Annotated in this window: 24 protein-coding genes; 16 read left to right on the top strand and 8 right to left on the bottom strand. The window is 59.5% G+C overall.

What is annotated here, in order from left to right; translation table 11 throughout:
* Positions 1-171: 171 nt before the first annotated feature.
* Both mgtE and PH605_RS17060 read left to right on the top strand, forming a co-directional pair.
* Entirely contained in the window at positions 172-1,599 is a 1,428-nt protein-coding gene (mgtE, locus tag PH605_RS17065) for a magnesium transporter (protein WP_142779228.1), read from the top strand.
* 72 nt (positions 1,600-1,671) lie between these two features.
* The gene (locus PH605_RS17060) at positions 1,672-2,058 is read left to right on the top strand and encodes a MerR family transcriptional regulator (RefSeq protein WP_003524989.1); all 387 of its coding nucleotides are present in this window, start codon (positions 1,672-1,674) and stop codon (positions 2,056-2,058) included.
* A gap of 268 nt (positions 2,059-2,326) precedes the next feature.
* On the opposite strand, the gene PH605_RS17055 is transcribed toward PH605_RS17060, so the two are convergent.
* Together PH605_RS17055 and PH605_RS17050 are read right to left on the bottom strand one after the other, a co-directional pair.
* On the bottom strand, positions 2,327-3,292 hold the full coding sequence (locus tag PH605_RS17055; RefSeq protein WP_065655030.1) for a heparan-alpha-glucosaminide N-acetyltransferase: 966 nt from the start codon (positions 3,290-3,292) through the stop codon (positions 2,327-2,329).
* A gap of 69 nt (positions 3,293-3,361) precedes the next feature.
* Positions 3,362-4,054, bottom strand: a complete 693-nt coding sequence (locus PH605_RS17050; protein WP_003524993.1) for a DUF599 domain-containing protein — start codon at positions 4,052-4,054, stop codon at positions 3,362-3,364.
* A gap of 504 nt (positions 4,055-4,558) precedes the next feature.
* Here PH605_RS17050 and cobU point away from each other — a divergent pair.
* The 5 genes from cobU (at position 4,559) to ccoP (ending at position 8,716) form a co-directional block, all read left to right on the top strand.
* A complete protein-coding gene (gene cobU, locus PH605_RS17045; protein WP_142845518.1) occupies positions 4,559-5,080 on the top strand; it encodes a bifunctional adenosylcobinamide kinase/adenosylcobinamide-phosphate guanylyltransferase in 522 nt (173 codons plus the stop codon).
* Positions 5,081-5,318: 238 nt separating this feature from the next.
* On the top strand, positions 5,319-6,941 hold the full coding sequence (gene ccoN / locus PH605_RS17040) for a cytochrome-c oxidase, cbb3-type subunit I (RefSeq protein WP_065655032.1): 1,623 nt from the start codon (positions 5,319-5,321) through the stop codon (positions 6,939-6,941).
* 10 nt (positions 6,942-6,951) lie between these two features.
* Positions 6,952-7,683 (top strand): cytochrome-c oxidase, cbb3-type subunit II, encoded by a 732-nt coding sequence (ccoO, locus tag PH605_RS17035; RefSeq protein ID WP_065655033.1) that lies wholly within the window; start codon positions 6,952-6,954, stop codon positions 7,681-7,683.
* Positions 7,684-7,696: 13 nt separating this feature from the next.
* Positions 7,697-7,849: a CcoQ/FixQ family Cbb3-type cytochrome c oxidase assembly chaperone gene (locus tag PH605_RS17030; protein ID WP_003502810.1), complete on the top strand. Its 153-nt coding sequence runs from the start codon at positions 7,697-7,699 to the stop codon at positions 7,847-7,849.
* A 3-nt stretch (positions 7,850-7,852) separates the two neighbouring features.
* A complete protein-coding gene (gene ccoP / locus PH605_RS17025) occupies positions 7,853-8,716 on the top strand; it encodes a cytochrome-c oxidase, cbb3-type subunit III (protein WP_142845517.1) in 864 nt (287 codons plus the stop codon).
* A gap of 237 nt (positions 8,717-8,953) precedes the next feature.
* Here the strand turns inward: ccoP and PH605_RS17020 are convergent, their stop codons facing one another.
* Positions 8,954-9,310 carry a VOC family protein gene (locus PH605_RS17020; protein WP_078053007.1) on the bottom strand — a complete coding sequence of 119 codons (357 nt, stop codon included), beginning with the start codon at positions 9,308-9,310 and terminating at the stop codon, positions 8,954-8,956.
* Positions 9,311-9,320: 10 nt separating this feature from the next.
* The gene (locus tag PH605_RS17015; RefSeq protein ID WP_142845516.1) at positions 9,321-9,725 is read right to left on the bottom strand and encodes an SRPBCC family protein; all 405 of its coding nucleotides are present in this window, start codon (positions 9,723-9,725) and stop codon (positions 9,321-9,323) included.
* A gap of 119 nt (positions 9,726-9,844) precedes the next feature.
* Between PH605_RS17015 and ccoG the strand changes: the two genes are divergently transcribed.
* The 5 genes from ccoG (at position 9,845) to gndA (ending at position 15,963) form a co-directional block, all read left to right on the top strand.
* On the top strand, positions 9,845-11,428 hold the full coding sequence (gene ccoG, locus PH605_RS17010) for a cytochrome c oxidase accessory protein CcoG (protein ID WP_065655454.1): 1,584 nt from the start codon (positions 9,845-9,847) through the stop codon (positions 11,426-11,428).
* Positions 11,425-11,925, top strand: a complete 501-nt coding sequence (locus PH605_RS17005) for a FixH family protein (protein ID WP_142845515.1) — start codon at positions 11,425-11,427, stop codon at positions 11,923-11,925. The genes ccoG and PH605_RS17005 overlap by 4 nt, the downstream gene beginning before the upstream one ends.
* Positions 11,922-14,213: a cation-translocating P-type ATPase gene (locus tag PH605_RS17000; RefSeq protein ID WP_142845514.1), complete on the top strand. Its 2,292-nt coding sequence runs from the start codon at positions 11,922-11,924 to the stop codon at positions 14,211-14,213. Before PH605_RS17005 ends, PH605_RS17000 begins: the two co-directional genes overlap by 4 nt.
* Positions 14,210-14,368, top strand: a complete 159-nt coding sequence (ccoS, locus tag PH605_RS16995) for a cbb3-type cytochrome oxidase assembly protein CcoS (RefSeq protein WP_003502794.1) — start codon at positions 14,210-14,212, stop codon at positions 14,366-14,368. Before PH605_RS17000 ends, ccoS begins: the two co-directional genes overlap by 4 nt.
* A gap of 164 nt (positions 14,369-14,532) precedes the next feature.
* Positions 14,533-15,963: an NADP-dependent phosphogluconate dehydrogenase gene (gene gndA, locus PH605_RS16990; RefSeq protein ID WP_003525022.1), complete on the top strand. Its 1,431-nt coding sequence runs from the start codon at positions 14,533-14,535 to the stop codon at positions 15,961-15,963.
* Between the two features lie 67 nt (positions 15,964-16,030).
* Here gndA and PH605_RS16985 read toward each other — a convergent pair whose 3' ends face one another.
* From PH605_RS16985 to PH605_RS16975, 3 genes are all read right to left on the bottom strand, one after another.
* Positions 16,031-16,357 (bottom strand): RcnB family protein, encoded by a 327-nt coding sequence (locus PH605_RS16985; protein ID WP_142845513.1) that lies wholly within the window; start codon positions 16,355-16,357, stop codon positions 16,031-16,033.
* Between the two features lie 190 nt (positions 16,358-16,547).
* The gene (gene mgrA / locus PH605_RS16980; RefSeq protein WP_142845512.1) at positions 16,548-17,579 is read right to left on the bottom strand and encodes an L-glyceraldehyde 3-phosphate reductase; all 1,032 of its coding nucleotides are present in this window, start codon (positions 17,577-17,579) and stop codon (positions 16,548-16,550) included.
* A 103-nt stretch (positions 17,580-17,682) separates the two neighbouring features.
* Positions 17,683-20,181, bottom strand: a complete 2,499-nt coding sequence (locus PH605_RS16975) for a beta-mannosidase (protein ID WP_161987932.1) — start codon at positions 20,179-20,181, stop codon at positions 17,683-17,685.
* A gap of 490 nt (positions 20,182-20,671) precedes the next feature.
* On the opposite strand from PH605_RS16975, the gene PH605_RS16970 reads away from it, so the two are divergent.
* Complete coding sequence (locus PH605_RS16970; RefSeq protein ID WP_161987931.1) at positions 20,672-21,724, top strand: LacI family transcriptional regulator; 1,053 nt, start codon at positions 20,672-20,674, stop codon at positions 21,722-21,724.
* Between the two features lie 194 nt (positions 21,725-21,918).
* On the opposite strand, the gene znuA is transcribed toward PH605_RS16970, so the two are convergent.
* Positions 21,919-22,911 carry a zinc ABC transporter substrate-binding protein ZnuA gene (znuA, locus tag PH605_RS16965; protein WP_142845510.1) on the bottom strand — a complete coding sequence of 331 codons (993 nt, stop codon included), beginning with the start codon at positions 22,909-22,911 and terminating at the stop codon, positions 21,919-21,921.
* Positions 22,912-23,015: 104 nt separating this feature from the next.
* On the opposite strand from znuA, the gene znuC reads away from it, so the two are divergent.
* The 3 genes from znuC to zur are packed head-to-tail and all read left to right on the top strand — an operon-like array spanning position 23,016 to position 25,163.
* The gene (gene znuC / locus PH605_RS16960; protein ID WP_142845509.1) at positions 23,016-23,942 is read left to right on the top strand and encodes a zinc ABC transporter ATP-binding protein ZnuC; all 927 of its coding nucleotides are present in this window, start codon (positions 23,016-23,018) and stop codon (positions 23,940-23,942) included.
* Positions 23,935-24,753, top strand: coding sequence for a zinc ABC transporter permease subunit ZnuB (gene znuB, locus PH605_RS16955; protein ID WP_142845508.1), 819 nt, complete (start codon positions 23,935-23,937; stop codon positions 24,751-24,753). Before znuC ends, znuB begins: the two co-directional genes overlap by 8 nt.
* Entirely contained in the window at positions 24,750-25,163 is a 414-nt protein-coding gene (zur, locus tag PH605_RS16950; RefSeq protein ID WP_020809932.1) for a zinc uptake transcriptional repressor Zur, read from the top strand. Before znuB ends, zur begins: the two co-directional genes overlap by 4 nt.
* Positions 25,164-25,180 lie beyond the last annotated feature (17 nt).

Here is a 25,180-nt window from a genome sequence, read left to right as displayed (position 1 = left end):
CCGCTGGCCGTGGCTAAGTCTGCGAACCGGAAGAGGAATGTCGAATGGATTTTTCGCCGCAGCCGGAGAGCTTGTTTATTTGCCGCTATCCGGTTGTTGACAATAAACCTTTTAACGCCATTCTGCCTGCGCATCCGTGCACTGCGGCATTTGAATACAAGGGGACGCCAGATGACAGACCGTGACGACGATCCTGTCGCGCCCGAGGACATGAAGCCTGCGGAAGCGCCCTCCGATATTTACGCCGAAGACGGCTCCGTCCGCTCGGATTTTCTGACGATGGTGGGCGCTGCGATCGCTGACCGCGATCTGCTTTTCCTGCGCAAGAACGTGGCGCGGCTGCACGAATCCGAACTCGGCGACGTGCTGGAATCCATCCTGCCGGAACAGCGCCATGCGCTGGTGCGTCTTCTCGGTTCCGACTTCGACATGACGGCGCTGACCGAGGTGGATGAGGGCATCCGCCTCGATATCGTCGACCAGATGTCGAACGAGCAGATCGCCGCCGGTATCGGCGAGCTGGATTCGGACGACGCCGTCTATATTCTCGAGGACCTCGACGACGAGGACCGCGAGGATATTCTCTCGCAACTACCGTTCACCGAACGTGTGCGGCTGATGCGGGCTCTGGATTATCCGGAAAGCTCGGCCGGCCGCCGCATGCAGACGGAATTCGTGGCTGTGCCGCCGTTCTGGACAGTGGGGCAGACCATCGATTATCTGCGCGAGGAGGAGGAGCTGCCGGATTCCTTCACGCAGATCTTCGTCATCGACCCCACCTTCAAGCTGGTCGGCGCGCTCGATCTCGACAAGGTGCTGCGCGCCAAGCGTCAGGTGAAGATCGAAACGATCATGCACGAGACCAACCACTCCATTCCGGCGGAAATGGACCAGGAAGAGGCCGCGCAGCTTTTCGAGCAATACGACCTTCTCTCCGCCGCCGTGGTCGACAACAACGGCCGACTGGTGGGCGTGCTGACCATCGATGACGTGGTGGACGTCATTCAGGAAGAGGCCGAAGAGGATCTGCTGCGCCTTGGCGGTGTCGGTGACGAAGAACTGTCGGACTCGATTGCCAGCACATCGCGTTCACGCGTGCCCTGGCTTGCGGTCAATCTCATCACCGCCTTTCTCTCCGCCTCCGTCATCAGCCTGTTCGATGCGACGATCCAGCAGATCGTCGCGCTGGCGATCCTGATGCCGGCGGTGGCCGGCATGGGCGGCAATGCCGGGTCGCAGACCATGACGGTGTCGGTGCGGGCACTTGCCACCAAAAGCCTCGATATTCACAACGCCGCGCGCATCATCCGGCGTGAGGCGGGTGTGGGTATCCTGAACGGCATGCTGTTCGGCTGCGCCATCGGCATTGTTGCCGGTATCTGGTTTCAGGATATCCATATTGGCGGCATCATCGCCACGGCCATGTGTCTCAACATGCTGGCGGCGGCGCTGGCGGGCATTCTCATTCCGCTGGTGCTCGACAAGTTCGGGGCGGACCCGGCGGTCTCCTCGGCGGTCTTCGTCACGGCGGTCACCGATATTGTCGGCTTTTTCGCCTTTCTGGGGATCGCGACCTGGTGGTACGGTATTTCCGGGTAAGGCCGGGCGGGCGAAAATTGACTTTTACGTGAAGGTCAAATAATATCATCCGGTTATGAATCGGATAGGCCCTTGGACAAGTATTATAGCATAACCGAACTGACACGCGAATTCGGTGTTTCCACCCGTACCTTGAGATTTTACGAGGACGAGGGGCTAATTCACCCTGAGCGTCGCGGGCGCACACGGCTTTTCAGGGCTGCGGACCGCCGCCTCATTCAGGAAATCCTGCGCGGCCGCCGTATCGGTTTCACGATCTCCGAAATTCGCGAAATCATCCACGTCTACAAGGAACCGCCGGGCGAATCGGGCCAATTGGTGCTTCTGATGAAGAAGGTCGATGAAAAGCGCGCGGAGCTTCGGCAAAAACGCAAGGACATCGAAGAGACGCTGGCGGAACTCGACAATGTCGAAGAAGCCTGTCTGACGCGGCTTGCCGAAATCGGCGTGGGGACTTGAAGCCGGCCCCGGCCCTATAGCGGTGTTGGCTATTCCGTTGACGTAGCTGTCAAGAATGGCTCCGAAGCCTTTTCACTTTTGTTGCATATGGAACGAGCGGGTTTCGCTTGTCTCTTCTCCCCGCCGGGGAGAAGGTCGCGGCAGCGGGATGAGGGGGCAAGCTCTCGATTTATCGCCGACGTTGCCCCCTCATCCGACCCTTCGGGCCACCTTCTCCCCGGCGGGGAGAAGAAAAGGCGGCAAGCGCTAACGTTCTGGCTACCTGAGCCTACTGCGCCTCAACAGTGCACTGCTTCGCCACCTCGCTGACCTTCGTCTGCTGATCGGCGCTGAGCTTGCCTTCCATCATCGTGTCGAACAGGTTTTCTGCCTGCAGCTTCTCCAGCGTGCAGCCGCAGAAACGTTGGCACAGTTCCAGTCCGTTCGCCTGCTCGACGCAGCTCTTTTCACAGCTCGATTTGTAAAGCTCGACCTGATCGACAGGCGGGGGCGGGGCGATGAGTGACAGCGTGTAGACGAGGCCGATCAGCACCGGCTGGTGGATGAGGTAAAAGGCAAGGCTGTGACGGCCGGCGCCTGCGATCAGGTTGCGAGGCGAACTCGGGCTTCGAAAGCGGTCGAGCCAGTCGCGCGGTGTGACGAATTGCGACACCGCAAGGCCGGCGAGGAAGGGCGCAAGCCAGGGCAGCAGCGGCACATAATCGTTCGAGCGGGGCGGCATGGTGGAAAAACCGATCCAGGCCAGCCATTTTGCGTTGAACAGCTCCGATTGCAGATAGTGCGGCAGGATGAAAGCGACCACCGCAAAAAGCAGCGTCACGGCCGCGGGTGCTCGCAGGAACAACAGCCCGACAAGGCTTGCGGCGGCGATATTGTGCAATATGCCAAAGAAGATGAAGCTGTCCGGAAAGGCGAAATAGGTGGCGACGGTAATGAGCAGCGCCGAGCCGGCCACCATCGCAAAGCGCTTGCCGAAGGACGGCCAGTTCACGCCCTTGCCATGGGCGAGAAACAGGCTGAAACCGGCCAGAAACAGGAACGAGCTGGCGATGCCGCGCGCATAGAGTTTCCACAGGCCGGTCGTCGCCGTGCCGGGTTCGAGATAGCCGAAATATTCCAGATTCCACGTGAAGTGGTAGGACGCCATGGCGATGAGGGCCAGCCCGCGCAGGGTGTCGAGACCGCCTATGCGGCCTTTGCGGCGGTTTTCGTTTGCGGCTGCGTTCGTGTCCATGGTTTCCGTTTTTCAAGCTTTCGGGGAGGCCGGTATCACGCTGGGCTTGGCCCTTGAAGTGCGGCTATTTCAAGGCCTGTTTTCTTCCATGATGGCGCGTCGTGCTTCGGAAAAGAACTGGCGGCGTAGCAGCGCCACGATGATGATGACCGTGCTGGCGATGAAGACGTAAGGGCTGATGAACCAGCCGAGATAACCGATGGACAGAAAGATGGTCCGCAGGCCGTCATTGAAGTTCTTAGCAGCGATGATGTTCATCTTTATGACGTTTTCCGCCGCCCGCTCCGCCGCCTCGCGATCGGCGCCGACATCGTGGACCATGGGAATGGCGCCGAACAGTATCGTGCAATAGTTGAACAGGCGGTAGGACCAGCCGAACTTGAAGAAGGAATAACCGAAAAGACAGGTGAGTCCGATGACCTTCAGTTCGAAGGCCGTGCGCCCCGCATAATGCACGAAAGGCATGTCGCGAAACACCGATTCGACCTGTTCTGTCGCGCCCAGAAGCGCGAAACATCCGCCAATGGCGAAGATGGAGGTGGAAGCGAAAAAGGCGGTGCCGTTCTGCAGGCCGGCCATGATCTGCGTGTCGATCATCTTCAGGTCGCGCTTCAGCGAATTCATGATCCAGTCTCGCCGACGCTCGGCCATGGCCTGATTGAGGCTGGCTCTCGAAAATAGCCGCGTTCCCGTCGTGACATGGGTATAGACGGCCCATAACAGGATGAAAACGACGATCGAGATATAGTCCATGACGGTCATCACGGGCAGGCCACCTTGCTGTTTGCGAATCTTCGAAAGCATATTGATTTGAAGGCCATGGCAAGGCAATGGCGGCGGCTGCCGTCACTCCATATTCTCCTTTGGCGTTGCGGTTTCATCATTCGGTTTTTCGCTAACTTTCCGGTAACCAAGTCGCTTTATCAATCCAGTCGCGGACGACAGGTCTGCCGGTTCCGGATTAAGGTTTTGCGTTCCGGTTCCGCCTGATTTTTGGCTAACGGCAGGGACCGATTGACAGGATGGCCGTTCGCACCTAGCCTTTCATCAGGACCGGTGTTTCCGGTATCCGGAGTTGCCAAGGCTGTGATATGTCCCGCATCCCGCAGGCAGGTTTTGTCTCTCCGGTCCGGTATCAGCGGCAGTCCGGCATGAACAACCGGGGGACGCCTTTTTCTACGAATCGTTCCCTTCATGTCTGCCTGTCCCTGGCTTTCGACACGGCGAAGATGCCGGTCCACTTCATTCTCTTCCTTCAGGTTTTAGATGACAGATAAAAACCGCTCCGTTTTCATTCTTGGCGGCGCGCGCTCCGGCAAGTCCCGTTTTGCGGAAGAGCTTGCGGGCAAGTTCGGTGGAAGCCTGCATTATCTGGCCACCGGCCGGGCATGGGATGACGAGATGCGCGACCGCATCGTCCATCATCAGGGGCGACGCGGCGGTGAATGGACCACCCATGAAGCGCCCGTCGATATTGCCGCCGTGCTGGAGCAGCTCGATGCGCCGGAAAATGTCGTTCTCATCGATTGCCTCACCCTGTGGCTCACCAATCTGATGATGGAGAATGCCGATATCGAGGCTGCCTTTGCGGCGCTCGAGGCGGCGATTGTATCGGCTCGGGCAAAGCTGATTTTTGTCTCCAACGAAGTCGGTCTCGGCATCGTGCCGGAAAACCGCATGGCGCGGGAATTTCGCGACCACGCCGGCCGCCTGCATCAGCGAATCGCCGCCATTGCCGGTGAGGTCTATTTTGTCGCCGCCGGTCTGCCCCTGAAGATGAAGGGCTGAAGCGGCACCCGCGAAAGCGGGCCGACATCGCCGTGTATTTTTGCTCTTACGCAAATTCCTCTCATAAAGCCGCGCCCCGTTTTGCCGGGGCTGCGACAGCTTTGCATTCTTGATCTGGATCAAGGTGGCGTTCCCCTGCTGGTGGCAATGCTCCAACCGACGCAAAGGCGCGTTTCCGCTCTCCCAGGCGCGTGCCGTGCCTTTCGTCGGTCGGCTTGCACGTTGGGGGAAACCAACAATGAATTACACGTTAGAAACCGCGATCGTGGCCCTTGGGGCCTTTCTCGCGTTGCTTGGGGCAGCCTTTGCCCATGACAGTCTTTTCGCCGCCCATATGTGGGTGCTGTTCTTTACGCTTCTGGTCAGCACGGTGCTTCTGTTGCGCCGTGTCTCCTTCGCGCCTGTCGATTCAGCCGCGCGTGCCCGCCTCAAGTCGGAATATTTCGATGAGGTGGTGAAATACGGCGTCATTGCGACCGTGTTCTGGGGTGTCGTCGGCTTTCTGGTCGGCGTCGTGGTGGCGCTTCAGCTCGCCTTTCCCGATCTCAATATCGCGCCCTATTTCAATTTCGGCCGGATGCGGCCGCTGCACACATCGGCGGTGATCTTCGCTTTCGGGGGAAATGCGCTGATCGCCACCTCCTTTTACGTGGTGCAGAGAACCTGTCGGGCCCGCCTGTTCGGCGGCAATCTCGGCTGGTTCGTGTTCTGGGGCTACAATCTCTTCATCGTCATGGCCGCCACCGGCTATCTGCTCGGCATCACGCAGGGCCGCGAATATGCGGAGCCGGAATGGTATGTCGATATCTGGCTGACCATCGTCTGGGTTGCCTATCTCGTCGCCTTCCTCGGCACGATCTTCATGCGCAAGGAGCCGCATATCTATGTGGCGAACTGGTTCTACCTGGGATTCATCGTCACGATTGCCATGCTGCATATCGTCAATAATCTCGCCATTCCGGTCTCGTTTCTCGGCGTCAAGAGCTACTCGGCCTTTTCGGGCGTGCAGGATGCGCTGACGCAATGGTGGTACGGCCACAATGCCGTCGGCTTCTTCCTGACGGCCGGATTCCTCGGCATGATGTATTATTTCATCCCGAAGCAGGTGAACCGCCCGGTCTATTCCTACCGCCTGTCGATCATCCACTTCTGGGCGCTGATCTTCATGTATATCTGGGCCGGCCCGCACCACCTGCACTATACAGCGCTGCCGGACTGGGCGCAGACGCTCGGGATGGTGTTCTCGGTGATGCTGTGGATGCCCTCGTGGGGCGGCATGATCAACGGTCTGATGACGCTTTCGGGCGCATGGGACAAGATCCGTACCGATCCCGTCGTGCGCATGATGGTGATGGCGGTTGCCTTCTACGGCATGGCGACCTTCGAAGGCCCGATGATGTCGATCAAGGCCGTCAATTCGCTCAGCCACTATACCGACTGGACCATCGGCCATGTTCATTCCGGCGCACTCGGCTGGAACGGCATGATCACCTTCGGCGCGATCTATTACCTGACGCCGAAACTCTGGGGCAGGGAGCGTCTCTACAGCCTGCAACTGGTCAACTGGCACTTCTGGCTCGCCACGCTCGGCATCGTCGTTTACGCCGCCGTCATGTGGGTCGCCGGCATCCAGCAGGCGCTGATGTGGCGCGAATATGATGCCCAAGGCTTCCTCGTCTATTCCTTCGCGGAATCGGTCGCGGCGCTGTTCCCCTACTACGTGATGCGTGCATTGGGCGGCCTGATGTTCCTCAGTGGCGCGCTGATCATGGCCTACAACGTCACGATGACCATCCTCGGTCATCAACGCGAGGAGGGCGCCAGCAAGGACGCGGCTCCTTCGCTGCAGCCTGCTGAATAAGGAGAGGCCGATGTCCATACTTGACAAACACGGCGTCATCGAACGCAACGCGACGCTGCTTCTGGTCGGCTCCCTGCTGGTCGTTTCCATCGGCGGCATCGTTGAAATCGCACCGCTCTTTTATCTCGAAAACACCATCGAGAAGGTGGAGGGCATGCGGCCCTACACGCCGCTGGAACTGGCCGGGCGCAACATCTACATCCGAGAGGGATGTTACGTTTGCCACAGCCAGATGATCCGGCCGTTCCGCGACGAGGTGGAGCGGTACGGGCATTACAGCCTGGCAGCTGAATCCATGTACGATCATCCGTTCCAGTGGGGTTCCAAGCGCACGGGTCCTGACCTTGCGCGCGTCGGCGACCGTTATTCGAACGAATGGCATGTGCAGCATCTGGCCGATCCGCGTTCGGTGGTGCCGGAATCGGTCATGCCCTCCTATGCGTTCCTGAAGACCACGCCGCTGAAGATCACCGATGTTTCCATGGAGCTGAAGGCCAACCGCGCTGTCGGCGTGCCTTATAGCGACGAGATGATCGAGAAATCCGCTGCCGATCTTGCCGCCCAGGCCGACCCGAATGCGGATTCGTCGGAACTTCTGGCGCGTTATCCGAAAGCGAAGGTGGGCGATTTCGACGGCGATCCGGCGAAGCTCACCGAAATGGATGCGCTGGTCGCCTATCTGCAGATGCTCGGCACGCTGGTCGATTTCTCGACCTATGACGATGCCGCCGGATACCGGTGAGGAGGTGTGAGCCATGGAAACCTACACGGCCATGCGCCACTTCGCCGATAGCTGGGGTCTGCTTGCCATGACCCTGTTCTTTGCCGGCGTCGTCGTTTTCACCCTTCGCCCCGGCTCGAAGAAGGCCGCGGACGATGCCGCCAGCATTCCGCTCAAGGAGGACTAGGATATGTCCGAAAAACACATTGATGACATCAGCGGCGTCGAAACCACCGGCCACGAATGGGACGGTATCCGCGAGCTGAACAATCCCATGCCGCGCTGGTGGGTCTGGACCTTCTATTTTACGATCCTCTGGGCCATCGGCTATACCATCGCCTATCCGGCATGGCCGCTGATCAATGGGGCGACGCAAGGGTTGCTCGGCTGGAACAGCCGCGGCGATATTGCCGCCGAAATTGCCGATGCAAAACAGTCGCAGAGCGTCTTTGTCGACAAGATCGCCAATTCGTCGCTTGCCGAAATTCAGGCCGACCCGACCCTGATGCAATTTGCCCTTTCCGGCGGCGCTGCCGCTTTCAAGGTCAATTGCATTCAGTGTCACGGTTCGGGCGCGGAAGGCGGGCAGGGCTATCCCAACCTCAACGATGACGACTGGATGTGGGGCGGCAGCGTCGACGACATCTATACGACGGTGAAGCATGGCATTCGTTTTGCCGACGATGCGGATACGCGTGCTTCGGAAATGCCCGCTTTCGGTGAAATTCTGAAATCGGACGAAATCCGCGAGGTTGCGGCCTATGTCGTCAGCCTCACCGGCACCCCATCCAACCCGGCTCTGGTGGAGCCAGGCAAGCAGCTCTTTGCCGACAATTGCGCCTCCTGCCACGGGGAAGATGCCAAGGGCAATCGCGAATTCGGCGCGCCCAATCTGGCCGACGCGATTTGGCTGAAGGCGCATGGGGAGGAAGGCATCGCCGCGCAGATCCGTTCGCCCAAGCACGGGGTCATGCCCGCCTGGGGTGAGCGTCTCGGCGATACGACGGTCAAGCAGCTGGCGATCTTCGTTCATTCGCTTGGCGGGGGTGAGTGATTGCTTGAGGTAGAAAAGCAAAGGGCCGCGTGATGCGGCCCTAAGGCCACGCGGAGATGTTTTGGGCAGAGTACCTCATCCGCACTCCGTCACCCCGGACTTGATCCGGGGTCCAGCGCGATCAAGTCATTGATCGCAAAAGACTCTTCTCACGGCGCAGACGCGCCGTGGCTGGATGCCGGATCAAGTCCGGCATGACGGAGAGGTTTCAATGTGGGCCGCGATGCGGCCTTTTTCTTATCGGTCCGACCAGACGGCCAGTTCGTATCCGTCCGGATCGGTGAAGTGAAAACGCCGGCCGCCCGGAAACTCGAAGATTGCGACGCTGATCTGCCCGCCGGCGGCTTCGACGCGTCGCTGCACATCCTCGATATCGTCGGCGTAGAGAATGACGAGCGGTCCGCCCTTGGCCGAGACCGGAGCCGTCGTGGTGAAACCGCCGGTCAGCCGGCCATCGGAAAACTCGCAATATTGCGGACCGTAATCCTTGAAGGACCAGCCGAACGCGCCGCCGTAAAATTCCTTGCTGCGCTCGATATCGGCGACGTTGAATTCGACATAATCGATCCGCCGGTCGTTCGTATTCGTGGTCATGCTTCCTCCATCAATCCTTTTCGAGCAGCGCCTTCAGCGTTTCGAGATCGGCCGTGACCGCTTTTGCATCCTGCTCGAAATCCTCGTCCGTCATCTCCTGAAGGCGAAGCAGGGTGAAACTCACCTCCGTGCCGCTGCCGTTCGGCGTTACCCGTAGCGCGTTATAAACCTTCACGCCATCCGGCAATGTCACGACATGGTCGATGACACCGAACTCGTTTGCGGGCGCGAAATTGACGCGCACTTCGCCAAGCGGCCCGCCCTCGGCGATCCAGTCCTCGCCGTCCGGTGTGAGGCCGCCCGCAAGGCCCGCGGCCCAGCGGGGCATGTTCTGCGGGTTGGAGGCGAAGTCATAGACGTGGCTCCAGGGTTTTTCGACCGACAGATGAATGATTCTCGACTGCATGACAGGCATTTCATCCTCCCTTGGCGGCGCGTTCCCATACTGCGCCACTTTGTCGTCACTTGATGTAAGTCAAGGATGTTTCACCGGGGAGATGGGAGAAAGCAAGGAGATAAAAACGGACTCCTATCATGAACATCTATCGCGCCGGACAGGATCGCCCGCAACAGCCTGTCGAGAGGCTGGAGGCGGAAGCCGTCAATTCCGCAAAAACGCGCAAACCGCTCTACGAGGCACGCAGGAAGATTTTTCCCAAGCGCGCCGAGGGCAGGTTTCGGCGCTTCAAATGGCTGGTGATGCTGGTCACGCTCGGCATTTATTATTTGACGCCGTTCCTGCGCTGGGATCGCGGTCCCTATGCGCCGGATCAGGCGGTGCTGATCGATATCGCCAACCGGCGCTTTTATTTCTTCTTCATCGAAATCTGGCCGCAGGAATTCTTCTTCGTCGCCGGATTGCTGGTCATGGCCGGGCTTGGGCTCTTTCTCGTGACTTCCGCTGTCGGGCGCGCATGGTGCGGTTACACCTGTCCGCAGACCGTCTGGGTCGACCTGTTTCTGGTGGTCGAACGGGCGATAGAGGGTGACAGGAACGCGCGCATGAAACTGGATGCCGCGCCCTTCACATTCGGCAAATTGCGCAAGCGGGTGCTGAAACATGCGATCTGGCTGGTGATCGGCGTTCTGACCGGCGGCGCATGGATTTTCTATTTCGCCGATGCGCCGACACTGGCGATGCAGTTCATGACCGGGCAGGCGCCGATGATCGCCTATTCCACCGTCGCCATCCTCACCGCCACCACCTATGTCTTCGGCGGGCTGATGAGGGAACAGGTCTGCACCTATATGTGTCCCTGGCCGCGCATTCAGGCGGCGATGCTGGATGAGAACTCGCTTGTCGTCACCTATAATGACTGGCGCGGTGAACCGCGCTCGCGGCATGCCAAGAAGGCTGCGGCGGCAGGGGAAAGCATCGGCGACTGCGTCGATTGCAATGCCTGCGTCGCGGTCTGTCCCATGGGCATCGACATCAGGGACGGGCAGCAGCTGGAATGCATCACCTGCGCGCTCTGCATCGATGCCTGCGACGGGGTGATGGACAAGATCGGCAAGCCGCGCGGGCTGATCGCCTATGCGACGCTTTCCGAATACCAGTCCAACATGGCGCTGGCGACCGGCAATGGTGAGCACGCCATCCGCCCTGCCAATGTGCGTGAGGAGGACGGCAGCTTCAGGAAGAGTGTCCGCCACTTCAACTGGCGCATCGTCTTCCGGCCGCGCACGCTGCTTTACACGGCCATCTGGTCGGCGGTCGGTATCGGCATGCTGTTTGCGCTGGTGACGCGCGAGCGGCTGGCGCTGAATGTCCTGCATGACCGCAATCCGCAATATGTGCTGGAATCGAACGGTTCCATTCGCAACGGCTATACGGTGCGCATTCTGAACATGGTGCCGCAGCCACGCACGATGAACCTGACCATCGAGGGCATTCCGAATGCGGTGATGAAGATCAACGGCATGCCGGATACGGCCGCGCGCACCTTCGAAGTGACGGTGGAGCCGGACGAGGCGACGACGCTGAAGGTCTTCGTCACTCTGCCGGGCAAAGATGTTGCGCGGGCGGCGGAAAATTTCGAATTCATCGTCAGCGATACGGGCGGCCATGAGACGGCCCGCTACGATGCTGTATTCAACGCTCCGGGAGTGAAAAAATGACCGTGAACAATCGCCAGACGTCCGGTTTCACGTTCACCGGCTGGCATATGCTGGGTGTCATGCTGCTGTTTTTCGGCACCGTCATCACCGTCAACATGGTGATGGCCTGGAACGCGGTCAACAGCTGGAGCGGGCTTGTCGTGCCCAATACCTATGTGGCCAGCCAGCAGTTCAACGCCAAGGCGGAAGCCGCCAAGGCAAGGGCCGCGACCGGCATCAAGGGCAAGCTCATCGTGGATGAAAAGACGGTGCGATATGAGGTGTTTCATCCCGACACCGGCCCGGTCGACACCGATAAGGTGACGGCGCATTTTCGCCGGCCCGTCGGTGAACGCCAGAATTTCGACATGGAACTGACCCCGGTTTCCACCGGCGTCTTCACCGGCCCGCATGACATGCTGCCGGGCCAATGGATCGTCGAGGTCACCGCCGTCAAGGACGGCCGGATCATCGTTCATGAGGGCACGCGGATTGCCGTCATCAGGGGGCGCAAATGAGCTGCTGCGCACCGGGAACGGAAGGTTCGTTACAGCTCGGCGAGCCGGTCAATCCGCCCTCGTCGGAGGAATTGCTGCTGGCGAGCCGCGATCTGGGGCAGGGGCTGCGCCAGACCGACCTCAGCGTGCCGGATGTGTATTGCGGCGCCTGCATCACCACCATCGAGACCGCGCTCGGCCGTCTGCGCCAAGTGGAGCGGGCGCGTGTGAACCTGTCGTCCAAACGCGTGGCGGTCGTCTGGAAAGAAGAAGTCGACGGAGTCAGGACTGACCCTTCCGAGATTGCCCGCGCCATTCTTGCGACGGGATATCGTACGCATCTTTTCGCCAGCGGGCAGGATGCCTCGGACGCCTTGCGTTCGCAGCTGATCAGGGCGGTGGCGCTGTGCGGTTTTGCTTCCGCCAATATCATGCTTCTGTCCGTCTCCGTCTGGTCGGGGGCGGATGCGGCGACGCGCGACATGTTCCACTGGATTTCGGCGATGATCGCCGCGCCGGCGCTGATCTATGGCGGGCGTTTCTTCTATCAATCGGCCTGGAACGCGCTGAAACACGGCCGTACCAATATGGATGTGCCGATCGCACTCGCCATCACGCTCTCCTATGCCGTTTCCCTGTGGGAGACGATCCATCACGGCGAACATGCCTGGTTCGATGCGACCGTCTCGCTTCTGTTCTTCCTGCTGATCGGCCGAACGCTTGACCATATCATGCGCGACAAGGCGCGCTCGGCCATTGCCGGGCTTGCCCGTCTTTCGCCGCGCGGGGCAACGGTGATCGGTGAGAATGGAACGCGGGAGTATCGGCCGCTTGCCGATATCCAGCCGGGAATGTCGATTGCGATTGCGGCCGGGGACCGCGTGGCGGTGGATGCCGTGGTCGTCTCCGGCAGCAGCGATCTCGACATGTCCATCGTCAACGGTGAAAGCGCGCCGCGCCGCGTTGCGGCAGGCGACAGCCTTCAGGCCGGTACGCTCAATCTCACCGGTTCGCTGACTGCACGGGTGACGGCATTGGCAAAAGATTCCTTCCTTTCGGAAGTGATCGGGCTGATGGAGGCGGCCGAAGGCGGGCGGGCGCGTTACCGGCGCATCGCCGACCGCGCCGCAAGCTATTATTCTCCCGTGGTGCATCTTCTCGCGCTGGTGACGTTTCTCGGCTGGGGCATTTTCGGCGGTGACTGGAAACAGGCGATGCTGATCGCCATTGCGGTTCTCATCATCACCTGCCCCTGCGCGCTTGGCCTTGCCGTTCCCGTCGTGCAGGTGGTGGCCGCCGGAAGGCTGTTCCGGCACGGCATCATGGTCAAGGAAGGCTCGGCCATGGAGCGGCTGGCCGAAATCGATACCGTGCTGTTCGACAAAACCGGCACCCTGACTATCGGCAAACCGAGATTGGTTGAGACTGGCGATGTGAAGCCCGCGACCGTTGCGATTGCAGCGGGGCTTGCCGCCCATTCGCGGCATCCCCTGTCGAAAGCCCTGCATGCTGCCCATAGCGGCGCGGTGCCGGCCTATGAGGCGGTGCGGGAAATTCCGGGCTCCGGCGTCGAGGCGGAGACGGAAGCCGGAACCTATCGGCTGGGCAATCGCCGTTTCGCGTGCCCAAGTGAAGCGAGCGTCGATAATGGCGATGCGCGCTCGGAAGTGGTGCTGTCTCTCGACGGTCGGCATCTGGCGAGCTTCGGTTTCGAGGATAATCCGCGCGCGGGTGCGGTTGCGGCATTGCGCAGCCTGTCGGTACGGGGGCTTATGCAGGAAATCGTTTCGGGTGACCGGGCCGCCGCCGTCAGCGCCATGGCGCAGCGGCTGGGGATCGGCAACTGGCGTGCGGACCTGTCGCCGAAGGACAAGGCGGCGCGTTGCGCCGAGCTTGCGGGCGAGGGGCGGCGGGTACTGATGGTGGGAGACGGTATCAACGACGCGCCGGCGCTCGCCGCCGCGCATGTGTCCATGGCGCCCGCCACCGCCGCCGATATCGGCCGGCAGGCCGCCGATTTCGTGTTCATGCAGGAGGATCTCGACGCCGTGCCTTTCGCAATCGAGACATCGCAACTGGCCGGAAGGCTGATCCGGCAGAACTTCGCGCTCGCCATCGGCTACAACATCATCGCCGTGCCGATTGCGATTGCCGGTTATGCGACGCCGATGATCGCGGCCATCGCCATGTCGACGTCCTCGCTAATCGTCGTCGCCAATGCGTTGCGTCTTGCCGGTACGGCTGAAACCGTCCGTCCTCAGAATGAAGCGAAGACCGGATTTGCAGGCGAGGGGGCGCAACTGGCATGAACATGCTGATCTATCTCATTCCCGTCGCGCTGTTTTTAGGAGCGCTCGGCCTTTTCGCCTTCCTCTGGTCGGTGCGTTCGGGCCAATATGAGGATATGGACGGGGCCGCCTGGCGGGCGCTGGATGATGGTGACGACCGGCCCCGACGATCATAAGAGGCGAGTCGGGCTTGCCATTTTGAGCCGGCCTCGACCTGTCGCAAATATGCAAAGCTGATTTGCGTCATCAAAATTTAATCGTTTCAGTCGCGGCTAGCCTTGCCGTTTGTTCATTACAGTGCCACAACACGACCACCAAAAAGCAAGATGGAGGCACATCCGTGGAACAGGCAGAAATCGGTTTGATCGGTCTCGGCGTCATGGGCTCGAACCTGGCGTTGAACATCGCGGAAAAGGGCAACAAGATTGCCGTATTCAACCGAACCCCTGAAGCGACGAAAAAATTCTACGCCGAGGCTGGGGACTTGCAGGGACAATTGATCCCCTGCGAAACCATCGAGGAATTCGTCGCCGCCATTCGTCCTCCGCGCCCGATCATCATCATGATCAAGGCCGGCGATCCGGTTGACCAGCAGATGGAAATCCTGAAACCGCATCTCGCCAATGGCGACATCATGATCGACGCCGGCAATGCCAATTTCCGCGATACGATCCGCCGTTTCGACAATCTGAAGGATAGCGGCCTGACCTTTATCGGCATGGGCGTTTCCGGCGGCGAAGAAGGTGCGCGCCATGGACCGTCGATCATGGTTGGCGGCACCGAAGATAGCTGGAAGCGCGTCGAGAAGGTGCTGACTTCCATTTCCGCCAAGTACAACAACGATCCGTGCGTGGCATGGCTTGGCAATGACGGCGCTGGCCATTTCGTCAAGACCATCCATAACGGCATCGAATATGCCGACATGCAGATGATCGCCGAAATCTACGGCATCCTGCGTGACGGCCTTGGCATGAGCGCCGTCGAAATCGCCGATGTCTTCGCCGAATGGAACAAGGGCCGCCTGAATTCCTACCTGATCGAAATCACCGAGAAGGTTCTGCGCGCCGCCGATCCGATCACCGGCAAGCCGATGGTCGATCTTATCCTCGACAAGGCCGGCCAGAAGGGCACCGGCAAGTGGTCGGTCATCGAGGCGCAGAATATGGGCGTTGCCGCAACCGCCATCGAGGCGGCCGTGGCTGCGCGTATTCTGTCCTCGCAGAAGGATGAGCGTGAAGCTGCCGAGAAGATCTTCGGTCTGCCGACCGTTGCGCCTGCACCGGCTGACAAAAAGGCTTTCATTGCCGATCTGGAAAGCGCGCTTCTGGCCGCCAAGGTCGGCGCTTACGCGCAGGGCTTCGCGATCATGTCGGCCGCTTCCAAGGAGTTCAACTGGAACCTGCCGATGCCGACGATTGCTCGCATCTGGCGCGCCGGTTGCATCATCCGCTCGGAATTCCTCGATGAGATCACGTCGGCCTTCACCAAGGACCCGCATGTGGCCAACCTCATCGTGACGCCTGCCTTTGCCGGCATCGTCAAGGATACCGACGCACCGCTGCGCCGTGTCGTCTCCTACGCCGTCCTGTCGGGTCTGCCGGTTTCGGCACTTGCTTCGGCGCTCGGTTATTTCGACGCCTATCGCCGTGGCCGCGGCAGCGCCAACCTCATTCAGGCGCAGCGCGACTTCTTCGGCGCCCATGGTTTCGAACGCACCGACGGTGTGGACAAGCCACACGGCCCGTGGGGCAGCGGCGCCGACATTTTTTGATCGGCTGAAACGACAAACGACAAAAGGCCCGCGCGAGCGGGCCTTTTTCATTTCATCGATGCCTGGATTAGCGGGCGGCGGCGAGGCCGACGATCAGGCCGCTGACGGCGTTGATGAGCAGGAACTGGTTGTCGACGCGTACCCAGTGCTGGTCGCGGCGCGGTTCTGCAAGGTGGTAACGGCGGTAGTCACGACGGTCTACCATGTTGCGGCGCTCACGGGCCGAAAGGCGCTGGCCGCGATCCCAGCGGTGCTTCTTGACGATGACCTTCTTGGTGGTGACCTGACGCTCGACGGTGACGCCGCGATGGCGATCGTCGTGGCGGCTTTGGGCCTGAGCCATCGGAGCGGCGAGAACGGTGGCAGCCAGAAGAATGGTGACGAACTTTTTCATGGAAGTTTCCTCTCGTGTTTCGATGAGGAGAACTTACGAATAAACGAATGAACGCAAACTGAATTTAAAATTACATTTATGTAATGGTTATTAACGGTTAGGGGTGGAAGTTAATCTTTTGTTTTGAGATTTTTGGCCCGGCTTTTGCAATGTGCAGACCGCCCGGCAGAACCGGGCGGTCTCTCCTCCGTCAGACGCGTTCGGCGGATTTTGCCCAGAGGTTGATATCCGCGTCCTTGGCGTAACGGTCGATTTCGGCAAGCTCTTCTGCCGTGAAATCCTGCTTGTCGAGCGCCTTCACGCAATCCTCGACCTGTTCGACACGGCTTGCGCCAATCAGCGCCGAGGTGATGCGGCCGCCGCGCAGAACCCACGCAATCGCCATCTGCGCCAGCGTCTGGCCGCGCCGCTCCGCAATGCTGTTCAGCGCACGGATGTTCTCGACATTGCGCTCGTTGAGGAAGGCCGGGTTGAGAGACTTGCTCTGCGATGCACGGCTGCCATCCGGCACGCCGCCGAGATATTTCGTCGTCAGCATGCCCTGCGCCAGCGGCGAGAAGACGATGGAGCCGATGCCCAGTTCTTCCAGCGTGTCGACGAGACCGTCTTCCTCGATCCAGCGGTTGATCATCGAATAGCTCGGCTGATGGATGATGCAGGGCGTGCCGAGGTCCTTGAGGATCGCGGCGGCCTCGCGGGTGCGCTTCGAGTTGTAGGACGAGATGCCGACATAAAGCGCCTTGCCCGAGCGCACGATCTGGTCCAGCGCGCCGCAGGTCTCCTCAAGCGGCGTGTTGGGGTCGAAACGGTGGGAGTAGAAAATATCGACGTAGTCCAGCCCCATGCGCTTCAGGCTCTGGTCGCAGGAAGCTATCAGATATTTACGGCTGCCCCATTCACCGTAAGGACCGGGCCACATGTTGTAACCGGCCTTGGAGGAGATGATCATCTCGTCGCGATAGCCTCTGAAATCCGTCTTCAGAATTTCTCCGAAGGCGGTTTCGGCGCTGCCGGGCGGCGGGCCGTAATTGTTCGCGAGATCGAAATGGGTGATGCCGAGATCGAAAGCGCGGCGGCAAATGGCCTGTTTGGTCTGGTGCGGCGTATCGTTGCCGAAATTGTGCCAGAGTCCCAGCGAGATTGCCGGCAGTTTCAGGCCGGTTTTGCCGCAGTGATTATATTTCATGGATGCATATCGGTTTTCGGCCGGTTGCCAAACCATGGGTCTTCCTCCGCTTGCTGATGACTGGCTGCCGGAGAACCCGGCAGCCTTTTGAACTGATGAAGACAGGCGTGGGTTCACCTGTCATTCCCGAGAGGGATGGTTATGCCTTTCTCCGCATGCTTTCAATGCCGGGATTGGGCGAGGATTGGCAGGTATGAAGATCGAAGATGCGGAAATGCGGCTGGGGGCCGTCCGCTTTCGGGGTGAAGATGATACGGCGCGTTTCGCCGGCGGCAAGATCGAAGAGATTGTCGGAATAACGTCCGGGCTGATCTGCCTCCAGCATGACGAAGAGAGCGAGGCCGGTGGCGCTGACATCGATTTCGAACTGACCGTTTTTCAGTGTGCTGGTGGTGAATGTCAGGCCTGCTGGCTGAAGCTCCAGCGCCTTGTAGCTATCGCGCACATGGTGGCCTTCGCCGGTCATGCCGTTGGAAGCGATGAAATTCCAGGCGAGGATGGCGCCATCAGGCAGGCTGTCCATGTCGATATCGGTCAGCATGGCGGCCCTGTCGGTCGCGCAGGTGCCGTTGGCGGATTTCAGCGGCACGCGGTTGCCGTCCATGGTCAGCGCAACGATGTTCATGTCGATTTCCACATCCTCCGCCGTGTCGTTGACCATGGAGAAGCTCACCCGGCCTCCATCTTCTGAAGGGATGGCCGAGACTGTAACCGGCTGGAAGAAACGGCGGGCGGCATAATGCAGCGCTTTCCAGCCTCCGCCATAATCAAGGCTCGACCATGAGGCGACCGGCCAGGTGTCGTTCAGCTGCCAATAAAGCGTGCCCATGCAATGGGGCTTGAGCGAGCGCCAGTAATCGACAGCCGTGCGGATCGCCAGCGCCTGCTGGACCTGACTGAGATAAACGAAATTCTCGAAATCCTTCGGGAAGCGGAAATAGCGGAACATGGTGCCCGCAATCCGCTCATTGCCGCCGACATTCTTCTGGTGCAGTTCGATGACGGGGGAGGCGATGTTCATGTCCCGGTCTTCCGCGTAGGTGCGGATGACGTGCATGGATGTATAGGACTGGAAACCGAATTCGGAGCAGAAGCGCGGTTTCACCGAACGATAATTGTCGAATGACTTGTTCTCGTGCCAGACGGACCAGTAATGCATGTCGCCGGAACCATCAGCATGCCAGGCATCGCCATAATCGAGATAACCGGAGGCAGGGCTCGATGGCCACCAGTGCGCTTCTGGAGCGGCTTTTTTCAGGGCCCGTTCGATGGTGCGGTTCAGGCGGTCATAGGCCACGAGATAACTGTCGCGATTATTGCGGGATTCATCGAACCATGTCAGCGCACCCACCAGCTCGTTATCGCCGCACCAGAGCGCGATGGAGGGATGTGAGGAGAGGCGTTTCACCTGATAATCGACCTCGTGTTCGACATTGTCGAGGAAATCATCGCTGCAGGGATAGAGATTGCAGGCGAACATGAAATCCTGCCAGACCAGCAGGCCGAGACGGTCGCAGAGATCGTAGAACCAGTCTTCCTCATAGAACCCGCCGCCCCAGACGCGGATCATGTTCATATTGGCCTCGACCGCGGAGCAGAGAAGGTCTTCGGTCTTTTCCCGGCTGGTCAGCGAATAAAGCGCATCGGCAGGGATCCAGTTGGCACCGCGGCAGAAGATTTCCCGGCCGTTGATGCGGAAGGCAAAGCGGCTGCCTGCCTCGTCCTTGTCCGTCAGAAGCTCGATGGTCCTGAAGCCGATCTGGCGGGTCACGGTCTCATCGGGCAATTCCACCGTCAGCTCGTAGAGCGTCTGTTCGCCACTGCCGGCCGGCCACCAGAGTTCCGGATTTTCCACGAAGAAGACGTGGCGCACCACCGTTTCGCCGGCGCCGACGCCGCAATCGAGCCTGAGCCTTTCGTCATTCAGCGTCAGATAGACCGGCAGGCTCGCCGGACCTTCGGCAAACAGCGTGACGGCGACATGCAGTTCCACGCCGCCTTCGACATGGTGCTGCGAGGTGACGACATGTTCGATGCGGGCTGTATCGAGGCGCTTCAGCAGGATTTTGCCGTAAAGGCCGAGCGGGGCAATCGCGATATTCCAGTCCCAGCCGAAATGGCATTGCGGCTTGCGCAGCATGTTGCCATTGGCAATCGGCGAATTGCCGGGGTGATAGGGAATATAAAAAGGCTGCCGCGCCTGCCGTTCCGCGCCGGCGGCGATGTTGGAATGGAAATGGATGCGGATGGTGTTTTCACCCGGCCGCACAGCCCGCGAAACATCCGGGCGGTAACGGCGGAAACAATTGTCGGCGCTCAGGACAGGAATGTCGTTGACGAAGACGATGGCGACGGTGTCGAGGTAATCGATATCGAGATACCAGCTGGCATCAGCCTCATCGAGAATGAAGGTTCGCTCAAGGATCCAGTCCTGCTGCGCGACCCATTGTACCGCCTTCTCATTGGCGCCGTGATAGGGATCTGGAATGATGCCCGCATTTTTGAGCGCGGTGTGAATATCGCCCGGTACGGAAAGCTGGGTGGCGTGGTCTCCTTCCACCGAGGTCAGGCGCCAGGACCCGGCCAGATCGATGACGGTTTCGGGCGAGGAAGAAGAAATCATAATCGGACCCTGCATAATATGAATTCGAAGAAGACTGGCCTGCATCATGGTGCAAGCTTGTGTCAGAATCTGGGGGGAATGGATGCCCGCAAAGCGGCTGCCTCACATTTATCCGGCTTTGCGATTTCCTCCCTTCGGCAACGTTACCGTAAAACAATCGTTCCGTCATTCCTTTGAGTGACAATCGGTAACATGAAAAATGCCAGGGAACGCCGAGTCTTGACGATGCTGTTGCATCGTCCAAAAATTATCGATTTTTATCATTTTATATTAGCGTTTTACGTAAATTTCTTAATCTATATAACGAGGAAATTCATTCAATGATATCCGGACTTTTGGCCCCGTAAGAAAAGGATCGCAGTCGGGAAATATTTTGCGGACCTATATCGTTTTAGCTGAATTGGCCGACAGCCGGACAGGACCGGCCTTTGTCCGCAGACCTTTGCCTTTGCAACGGAGCAAAAGCTATCTATGATTACCGTTCGGTAAAGCGTGGCGAAATGACATGAACGATACTGGCAAATCCGGCAGGGACGACATACCCGCGACCACGGGCGAGCGTCCGACCTTGAAGACAATCGCCTATATGACGGGTCTCGGCATCACCACCGTCTCGCGCGCACTGAAGGATGCGCCCGATATCGGCGCTGAAACCAAGGAGCGCGTGCGGCTGATCGCCCGGCAGATCGGTTACCAGCCAAACCGCGCCGGGGTGCGCCTTCGCACCGGCAAGACCAATGTGATTGCCCTTGTGCTGAGTGTCGATGAAGAACTGATGGGTTTCACCAGCCAGATGGTCTTCGGCATCACCGAGGTTCTTTCCACGACACAATATCATCTGGTCGTAACGCCCCACATCCATGCCAAGGATTCAATGGTGCCGATCCGCTATATTCTCGATACCGGTTCAGCGGATGGGGTCATTATTTCGAAGATTGAGCCCAACGATCCGCGCGTTCGTTTCATGACCGAGCGCAACATGCCCTTCGTCACCCATGGGCGCTCCGATATGGGAATCGACCATGCCTTTCATGATTTCGACAATGAGGCCTATGCCTATGAGGCGGTCGAGCGGCTGGCGCAATGCGGGCGCAAAAGGATCGCCGTCGTCGTGCCGCCATCGCGGTTTTCGTTCCACGATCACGCCCGCAAGGGGTTCATGAGAGCGATCAGGGATTTCGGCCTTAGCGAATTTCCGCTGGATGCCATCACCATCGAAACGCCGCTCGAAAAAATCCGCGATTTCGGCCAGCGGCTGATGCAATCCGATGACCGTCCCGACGGCATCGTTTCGATCAGCGGCAGCAGCACCATTGCGCTGGTGGCCGGTTTTGAGGCAGCCGGTGTGAAAATCGGCGAAGATATCGATATCGTCTCGAAACAGTCCGCCGAGTTCCTGAACTGGATCAAACCGCAGATCCACACCGTCAATGAGGATATCAAGCTGGCGGGCAGGGAGCTTGCGAAGGCCCTTCTGGCGCGCATCAACGGCGCGCCGCCGGAAACCTTGCAGAGTATCAGCAGTCCTGTCTGGTCTTCGATGGCGCCGAAGCCGTAACGAGCTGCCTTGCGATTGATGGCGCGACGTCTTTTACCCAGCGATTGTCGCGCCTCGTTTCCTTATGCGGTACTTTATATTTCAAGCGCAAGTAACTGGTTGAAATATATATTATTCCGATAATTCACGCCTCGGCCGTATTCCGGTTCAAAGCCGGAATGACGGAACCGGAGCGTTAGGGGCGGCAATGCGCGTCAGGACAGGCAATCCTTCAGCGAGCCTGCAATGCCGCGCATCAGCTTGAAATAAAGGTCCGGGCCGGGTTCCAGTGTCGCTGCCTCCGGATCGAGCGTCGCCGATTTCGCGATGGTGCCTTCGGTGATGACCGAAATCAGCTTCGGCTCGAATTGCGGTTCAGCGAAAACGCAAGTTGCGCCGAGCTGGCGAACCTTTTCCTGCATCTGTTTGACGCGGTCCGCACCCGGCAGGGTTTCGGGGCTGACGGTGATCGACCCCGCCGTCTTCACGCCGTAACGATGCTCGAAATATTGATAGGCATCGTGGAAGACGATGAAGGGCTTGTCCTTCACCGGCTTGACCGTTTCCCTGAGTTCGGCATCGAGCGCATCGAGGTCGTCGATCAGTTTTTTGGTATTGGCCTGATAGGTGGCGGCATTGCCGGCATCGGCGGCGATCAGCGCGGTTTCTATCGTCTGCGCCATGGCCTTGGCATTTTCGGGATCGAGCCAGAGATGGGTGTCATATGCGCCGTGGTCATGGCCCTCGTGACCCTCCGCATGGTCGTGTCCATGATTGTGTGCGCCTTCCTCTTCAGCGTGGCCGTCATGCGCCTCGTGGCCTTCGTTGCCATGGTCGTGTGCTTCAAAGGGGCCGCCTTCACGGAAGGGCAGCTTTTCCAGACCCTTTGCGTCTTCCAGTTCCACCACGGTTGCCTTGCTGGCAAGCGCTTCGAGCGGCTTTTCCAGGAATGCTTCCAGTCCCGGCCCAACCCAGAAGACCACATCGGCCTTTTCGAGCTTGCGGGCATTGGACGGTCTGAGATTATAGGTGTGCGGTGAGGCCGCACCGTCGACGATGAGCTGCGGTTCGCCGACGCCCCGCATGATGGCGGCGACGAGGGAATGGACGGGCTTGATCGAGACCACGACATCGGGCGCGGCGGTGGCGCCGGAAGCGGCGGCCGCTATTGCCACCGATGCCATGAGCGGGATCAGGAACGATTTCATGAAATGCACTCCACTTGAAGAAGTATAGTTATGTTATTACATTTATTGCGTAACTCTATAACGTATGCAATAGCGGTAAGCAACATCGCCGAACGGACAATCCCATGCTTCATTCCGCCCATCGGGGCAAAGAGATACTGGTTTCCCTTGCCAATGCCGGCGTGCAGCGCAACGGCCGCTGGCTGGTGCGTGGCGTGGAGTTTTCCGTCAGCAAAGGCGAGATCGTCACGCTGATCGGGCCGAACGGTTCCGGCAAATCCACCAGCGCGAAAATGGCAATCGGCGTGGTGAAGCCGACCGAGGGCGAGGTTTCGCGCATCGCCGGTCTGAAGGTCGGTTATGTGCCGCAGAAGCTTGCCGTGGACTGGACCATGCCGCTTTCGGTGCGGCGGCTGATGACACTGACCGGCCCGCTGCCAGCCCGCGAAATCGATGCGGCGCTGAATGCGACGGGCATTGCGCATCTCGCCAATGCGGAAGTGCAGCACCTTTCCGGTGGTGAGTTCCAGCGCGCACTTCTGGCCCGCGCCATCGCCCGCAAGCCCGATCTGCTGGTTCTTGACGAGCCCGTGCAGGGGGTCGATTTCTCCGGCGAGATTGCGCTCTATGATTTGATAAAAAATATCAGAAATTCAAATAATTGCGGAATTTTGTTAATCTCGCATGACCTGCATGTGGTAATGGCTGAAACCGACACCGTCATATGCCTGAACGGCCATGTCTGCTGCCGGGGCACGCCGCAGGCGGTTAGCCAGAGCCCGGAATATATGCGGCTGTTCGGCGGCGCCGCTGCCAAGGCGCTCGCGGTCTATAGCCACCATCACGATCATACGCATCTGCCTGATGGCCGGGTGCAGCATGCGGATGGTTCGGTGACCGATCATTGCCGTCCGGAGGATGGGCACCACCATATGCATGACTACGGCCACCATCACGACAGCCATGACGAATGCGGCTGCGGCCATGAGCATGAGCATGAGCATGAGGGCCATACGCCATCCAGCCACGGACAGGGAGAGCGCCATGTTTGACGATTTCTTCGTTCGCGCCATGGTCGCCGGTATCGGCGTTGCGCTCACTGCCGGTCCTCTCGGCTGTTTCGTCGTCTGGCGTCGCATGGCCTATTTCGGCGATACGATGGCCCATTCGGCGCTGCTCGGCGTCGCGCTGTCGCTGCTGTTGCAGCTCAACCTCATCGTCAGCGTCTTTCTTGTGGCGTCGGCGGTTTCGATCCTGCTGCTCTTTTTGCAACGGCGGCAGGCGCTCTCCGCCGATGCGCTGCTTGGCATTTTGTCCCATTCGGCGCTGGCGATCGGTCTCGTCATCGTCGCTTTCATGAACTGGGTGCGTATCGATCTCGTCTCGTTCCTGTTCGGCGATATTCTCGCCGTCACCCGCAGCGATATCGCCCTGATCTGGGGCGGCGGACTGGTGGTCATCGTCTCCATGGTATTCCTATGGCGGTCGCTGCTCGCCTCCACCGTCAATACGGAGCTGGCCGAAGCCGAGGGGTTGAACCCGGAGCGTGCAAAACTGATCTTCACGCTGTTGATGGCGCTGGTGATCGCCATTGCCATGAAGGTGGTCGGCATCATGCTCATCACGTCGCTGCTCATCATACCGGCGGCGACTGCCAGACGCTTTTCCGCGACGCCGGAGGTGATGGCGGTGGTGGCTTCGCTGATCGGCGCAGTCGCCGTTGTCGGCGGCCTGTTCGGCTCGCTCAGTTACGATACACCGTCCGGCCCATCCATCGTGGTTGCCGCGGTGATCCTCTTCGTTATAAGCCTGTTGCCGGCGCCGGGTTTTTCCCGCGCCGCGGATGAAGGAGGCAAATCATGAATGCGCAGACCCAGCAGAACCTCACCAAGAACCAGTCGCTGGTCATGAATGCCCTCTCAAACGCGCATCAGCCGCTCAGCGCCTATATGATCCTCGACAAGCTGCGGGATGAGGGTTTTCGTGCGCCGCTGCAGGTTTACCGTGCGCTGGAAAAGCTGGTGGAGTTTGGCCTCGTGCACCGGCTCGAGAGCCTCAACGCCTTTGTCGCCTGCACCCATACGCAGGCGGAGTGCTGCTCGCACCACCATGGTACGGTGGCTTTCGCCATCTGCGAATCCTGCGGGCAGGTGACGGAATTCCACGATCATGAAATCGACCACCGCCTGGAGCGCTGGGTGAAGGACAGCAAGTTCAAGGCGGAAAAGACCACCATTGAAATTCGCGGCCTCTGCGCCGCGTGCTCGGCTTAAGCTCGCGGGCAGGGCGG

The organism is Agrobacterium sp. CFBP 3001, from assembly GCF_027871605.1.
Taxonomy (GTDB): domain Bacteria; phylum Pseudomonadota; class Alphaproteobacteria; order Rhizobiales; family Rhizobiaceae; genus Agrobacterium; species Agrobacterium leguminum.
Note: the sequence above shows the minus strand (reverse complement) of the source record. Positions and strands in the feature narration are given on the sequence as shown.

What these genes read in the sequence shown, in the direction of transcription:
- mgtE (WP_142779228.1), top strand. Translation starts at nt 172, where the DNA reads ATGACAGACCGTGACGACGATCCTGTCGCGCCCGAGGACATGAAGCCT.
- PH605_RS17055 (WP_065655030.1), bottom strand. Translation starts at nt 3,292, where the DNA reads ATGGACACGAACGCAGCCGCAAACGAAAACCGCCGCAAAGGCCGCATA.
- PH605_RS17050 (WP_003524993.1), bottom strand. Translation starts at nt 4,054, where the DNA reads ATGACCGTCATGGACTATATCTCGATCGTCGTTTTCATCCTGTTATGG.
- cobU (WP_142845518.1), top strand. Translation starts at nt 4,559, where the DNA reads ATGACAGATAAAAACCGCTCCGTTTTCATTCTTGGCGGCGCGCGCTCC.
- ccoN (WP_065655032.1), top strand. Translation starts at nt 5,319, where the DNA reads ATGAATTACACGTTAGAAACCGCGATCGTGGCCCTTGGGGCCTTTCTC.
- ccoO (WP_065655033.1), top strand. Translation starts at nt 6,952, where the DNA reads ATGTCCATACTTGACAAACACGGCGTCATCGAACGCAACGCGACGCTG.
- PH605_RS17030 (WP_003502810.1), top strand. Translation starts at nt 7,697, where the DNA reads ATGGAAACCTACACGGCCATGCGCCACTTCGCCGATAGCTGGGGTCTG.
- ccoP (WP_142845517.1), top strand. Translation starts at nt 7,853, where the DNA reads ATGTCCGAAAAACACATTGATGACATCAGCGGCGTCGAAACCACCGGC.
- PH605_RS17020 (WP_078053007.1), bottom strand. Translation starts at nt 9,310, where the DNA reads ATGACCACGAATACGAACGACCGGCGGATCGATTATGTCGAATTCAAC.
- PH605_RS17015 (WP_142845516.1), bottom strand. Translation starts at nt 9,725, where the DNA reads ATGCCTGTCATGCAGTCGAGAATCATTCATCTGTCGGTCGAAAAACCC.
- ccoG (WP_065655454.1), top strand. Translation starts at nt 9,845, where the DNA reads ATGAACATCTATCGCGCCGGACAGGATCGCCCGCAACAGCCTGTCGAG.
- PH605_RS17005 (WP_142845515.1), top strand. Translation starts at nt 11,425, where the DNA reads ATGACCGTGAACAATCGCCAGACGTCCGGTTTCACGTTCACCGGCTGG.
- PH605_RS17000 (WP_142845514.1), top strand. Translation starts at nt 11,922, where the DNA reads ATGAGCTGCTGCGCACCGGGAACGGAAGGTTCGTTACAGCTCGGCGAG.
- ccoS (WP_003502794.1), top strand. Translation starts at nt 14,210, where the DNA reads ATGAACATGCTGATCTATCTCATTCCCGTCGCGCTGTTTTTAGGAGCG.
- PH605_RS16985 (WP_142845513.1), bottom strand. Translation starts at nt 16,357, where the DNA reads ATGAAAAAGTTCGTCACCATTCTTCTGGCTGCCACCGTTCTCGCCGCT.
- mgrA (WP_142845512.1), bottom strand. Translation starts at nt 17,579, where the DNA reads ATGGTTTGGCAACCGGCCGAAAACCGATATGCATCCATGAAATATAAT.
- PH605_RS16975 (WP_161987932.1), bottom strand. Translation starts at nt 20,181, where the DNA reads ATGCAGGGTCCGATTATGATTTCTTCTTCCTCGCCCGAAACCGTCATC.
- PH605_RS16970 (WP_161987931.1), top strand. Translation starts at nt 20,672, where the DNA reads ATGAACGATACTGGCAAATCCGGCAGGGACGACATACCCGCGACCACG.
- znuA (WP_142845510.1), bottom strand. Translation starts at nt 22,911, where the DNA reads ATGAAATCGTTCCTGATCCCGCTCATGGCATCGGTGGCAATAGCGGCC.
- znuC (WP_142845509.1), top strand. Translation starts at nt 23,016, where the DNA reads ATGCTTCATTCCGCCCATCGGGGCAAAGAGATACTGGTTTCCCTTGCC.
- znuB (WP_142845508.1), top strand. Translation starts at nt 23,935, where the DNA reads ATGTTTGACGATTTCTTCGTTCGCGCCATGGTCGCCGGTATCGGCGTT.
- zur (WP_020809932.1), top strand. Translation starts at nt 24,750, where the DNA reads ATGAATGCGCAGACCCAGCAGAACCTCACCAAGAACCAGTCGCTGGTC.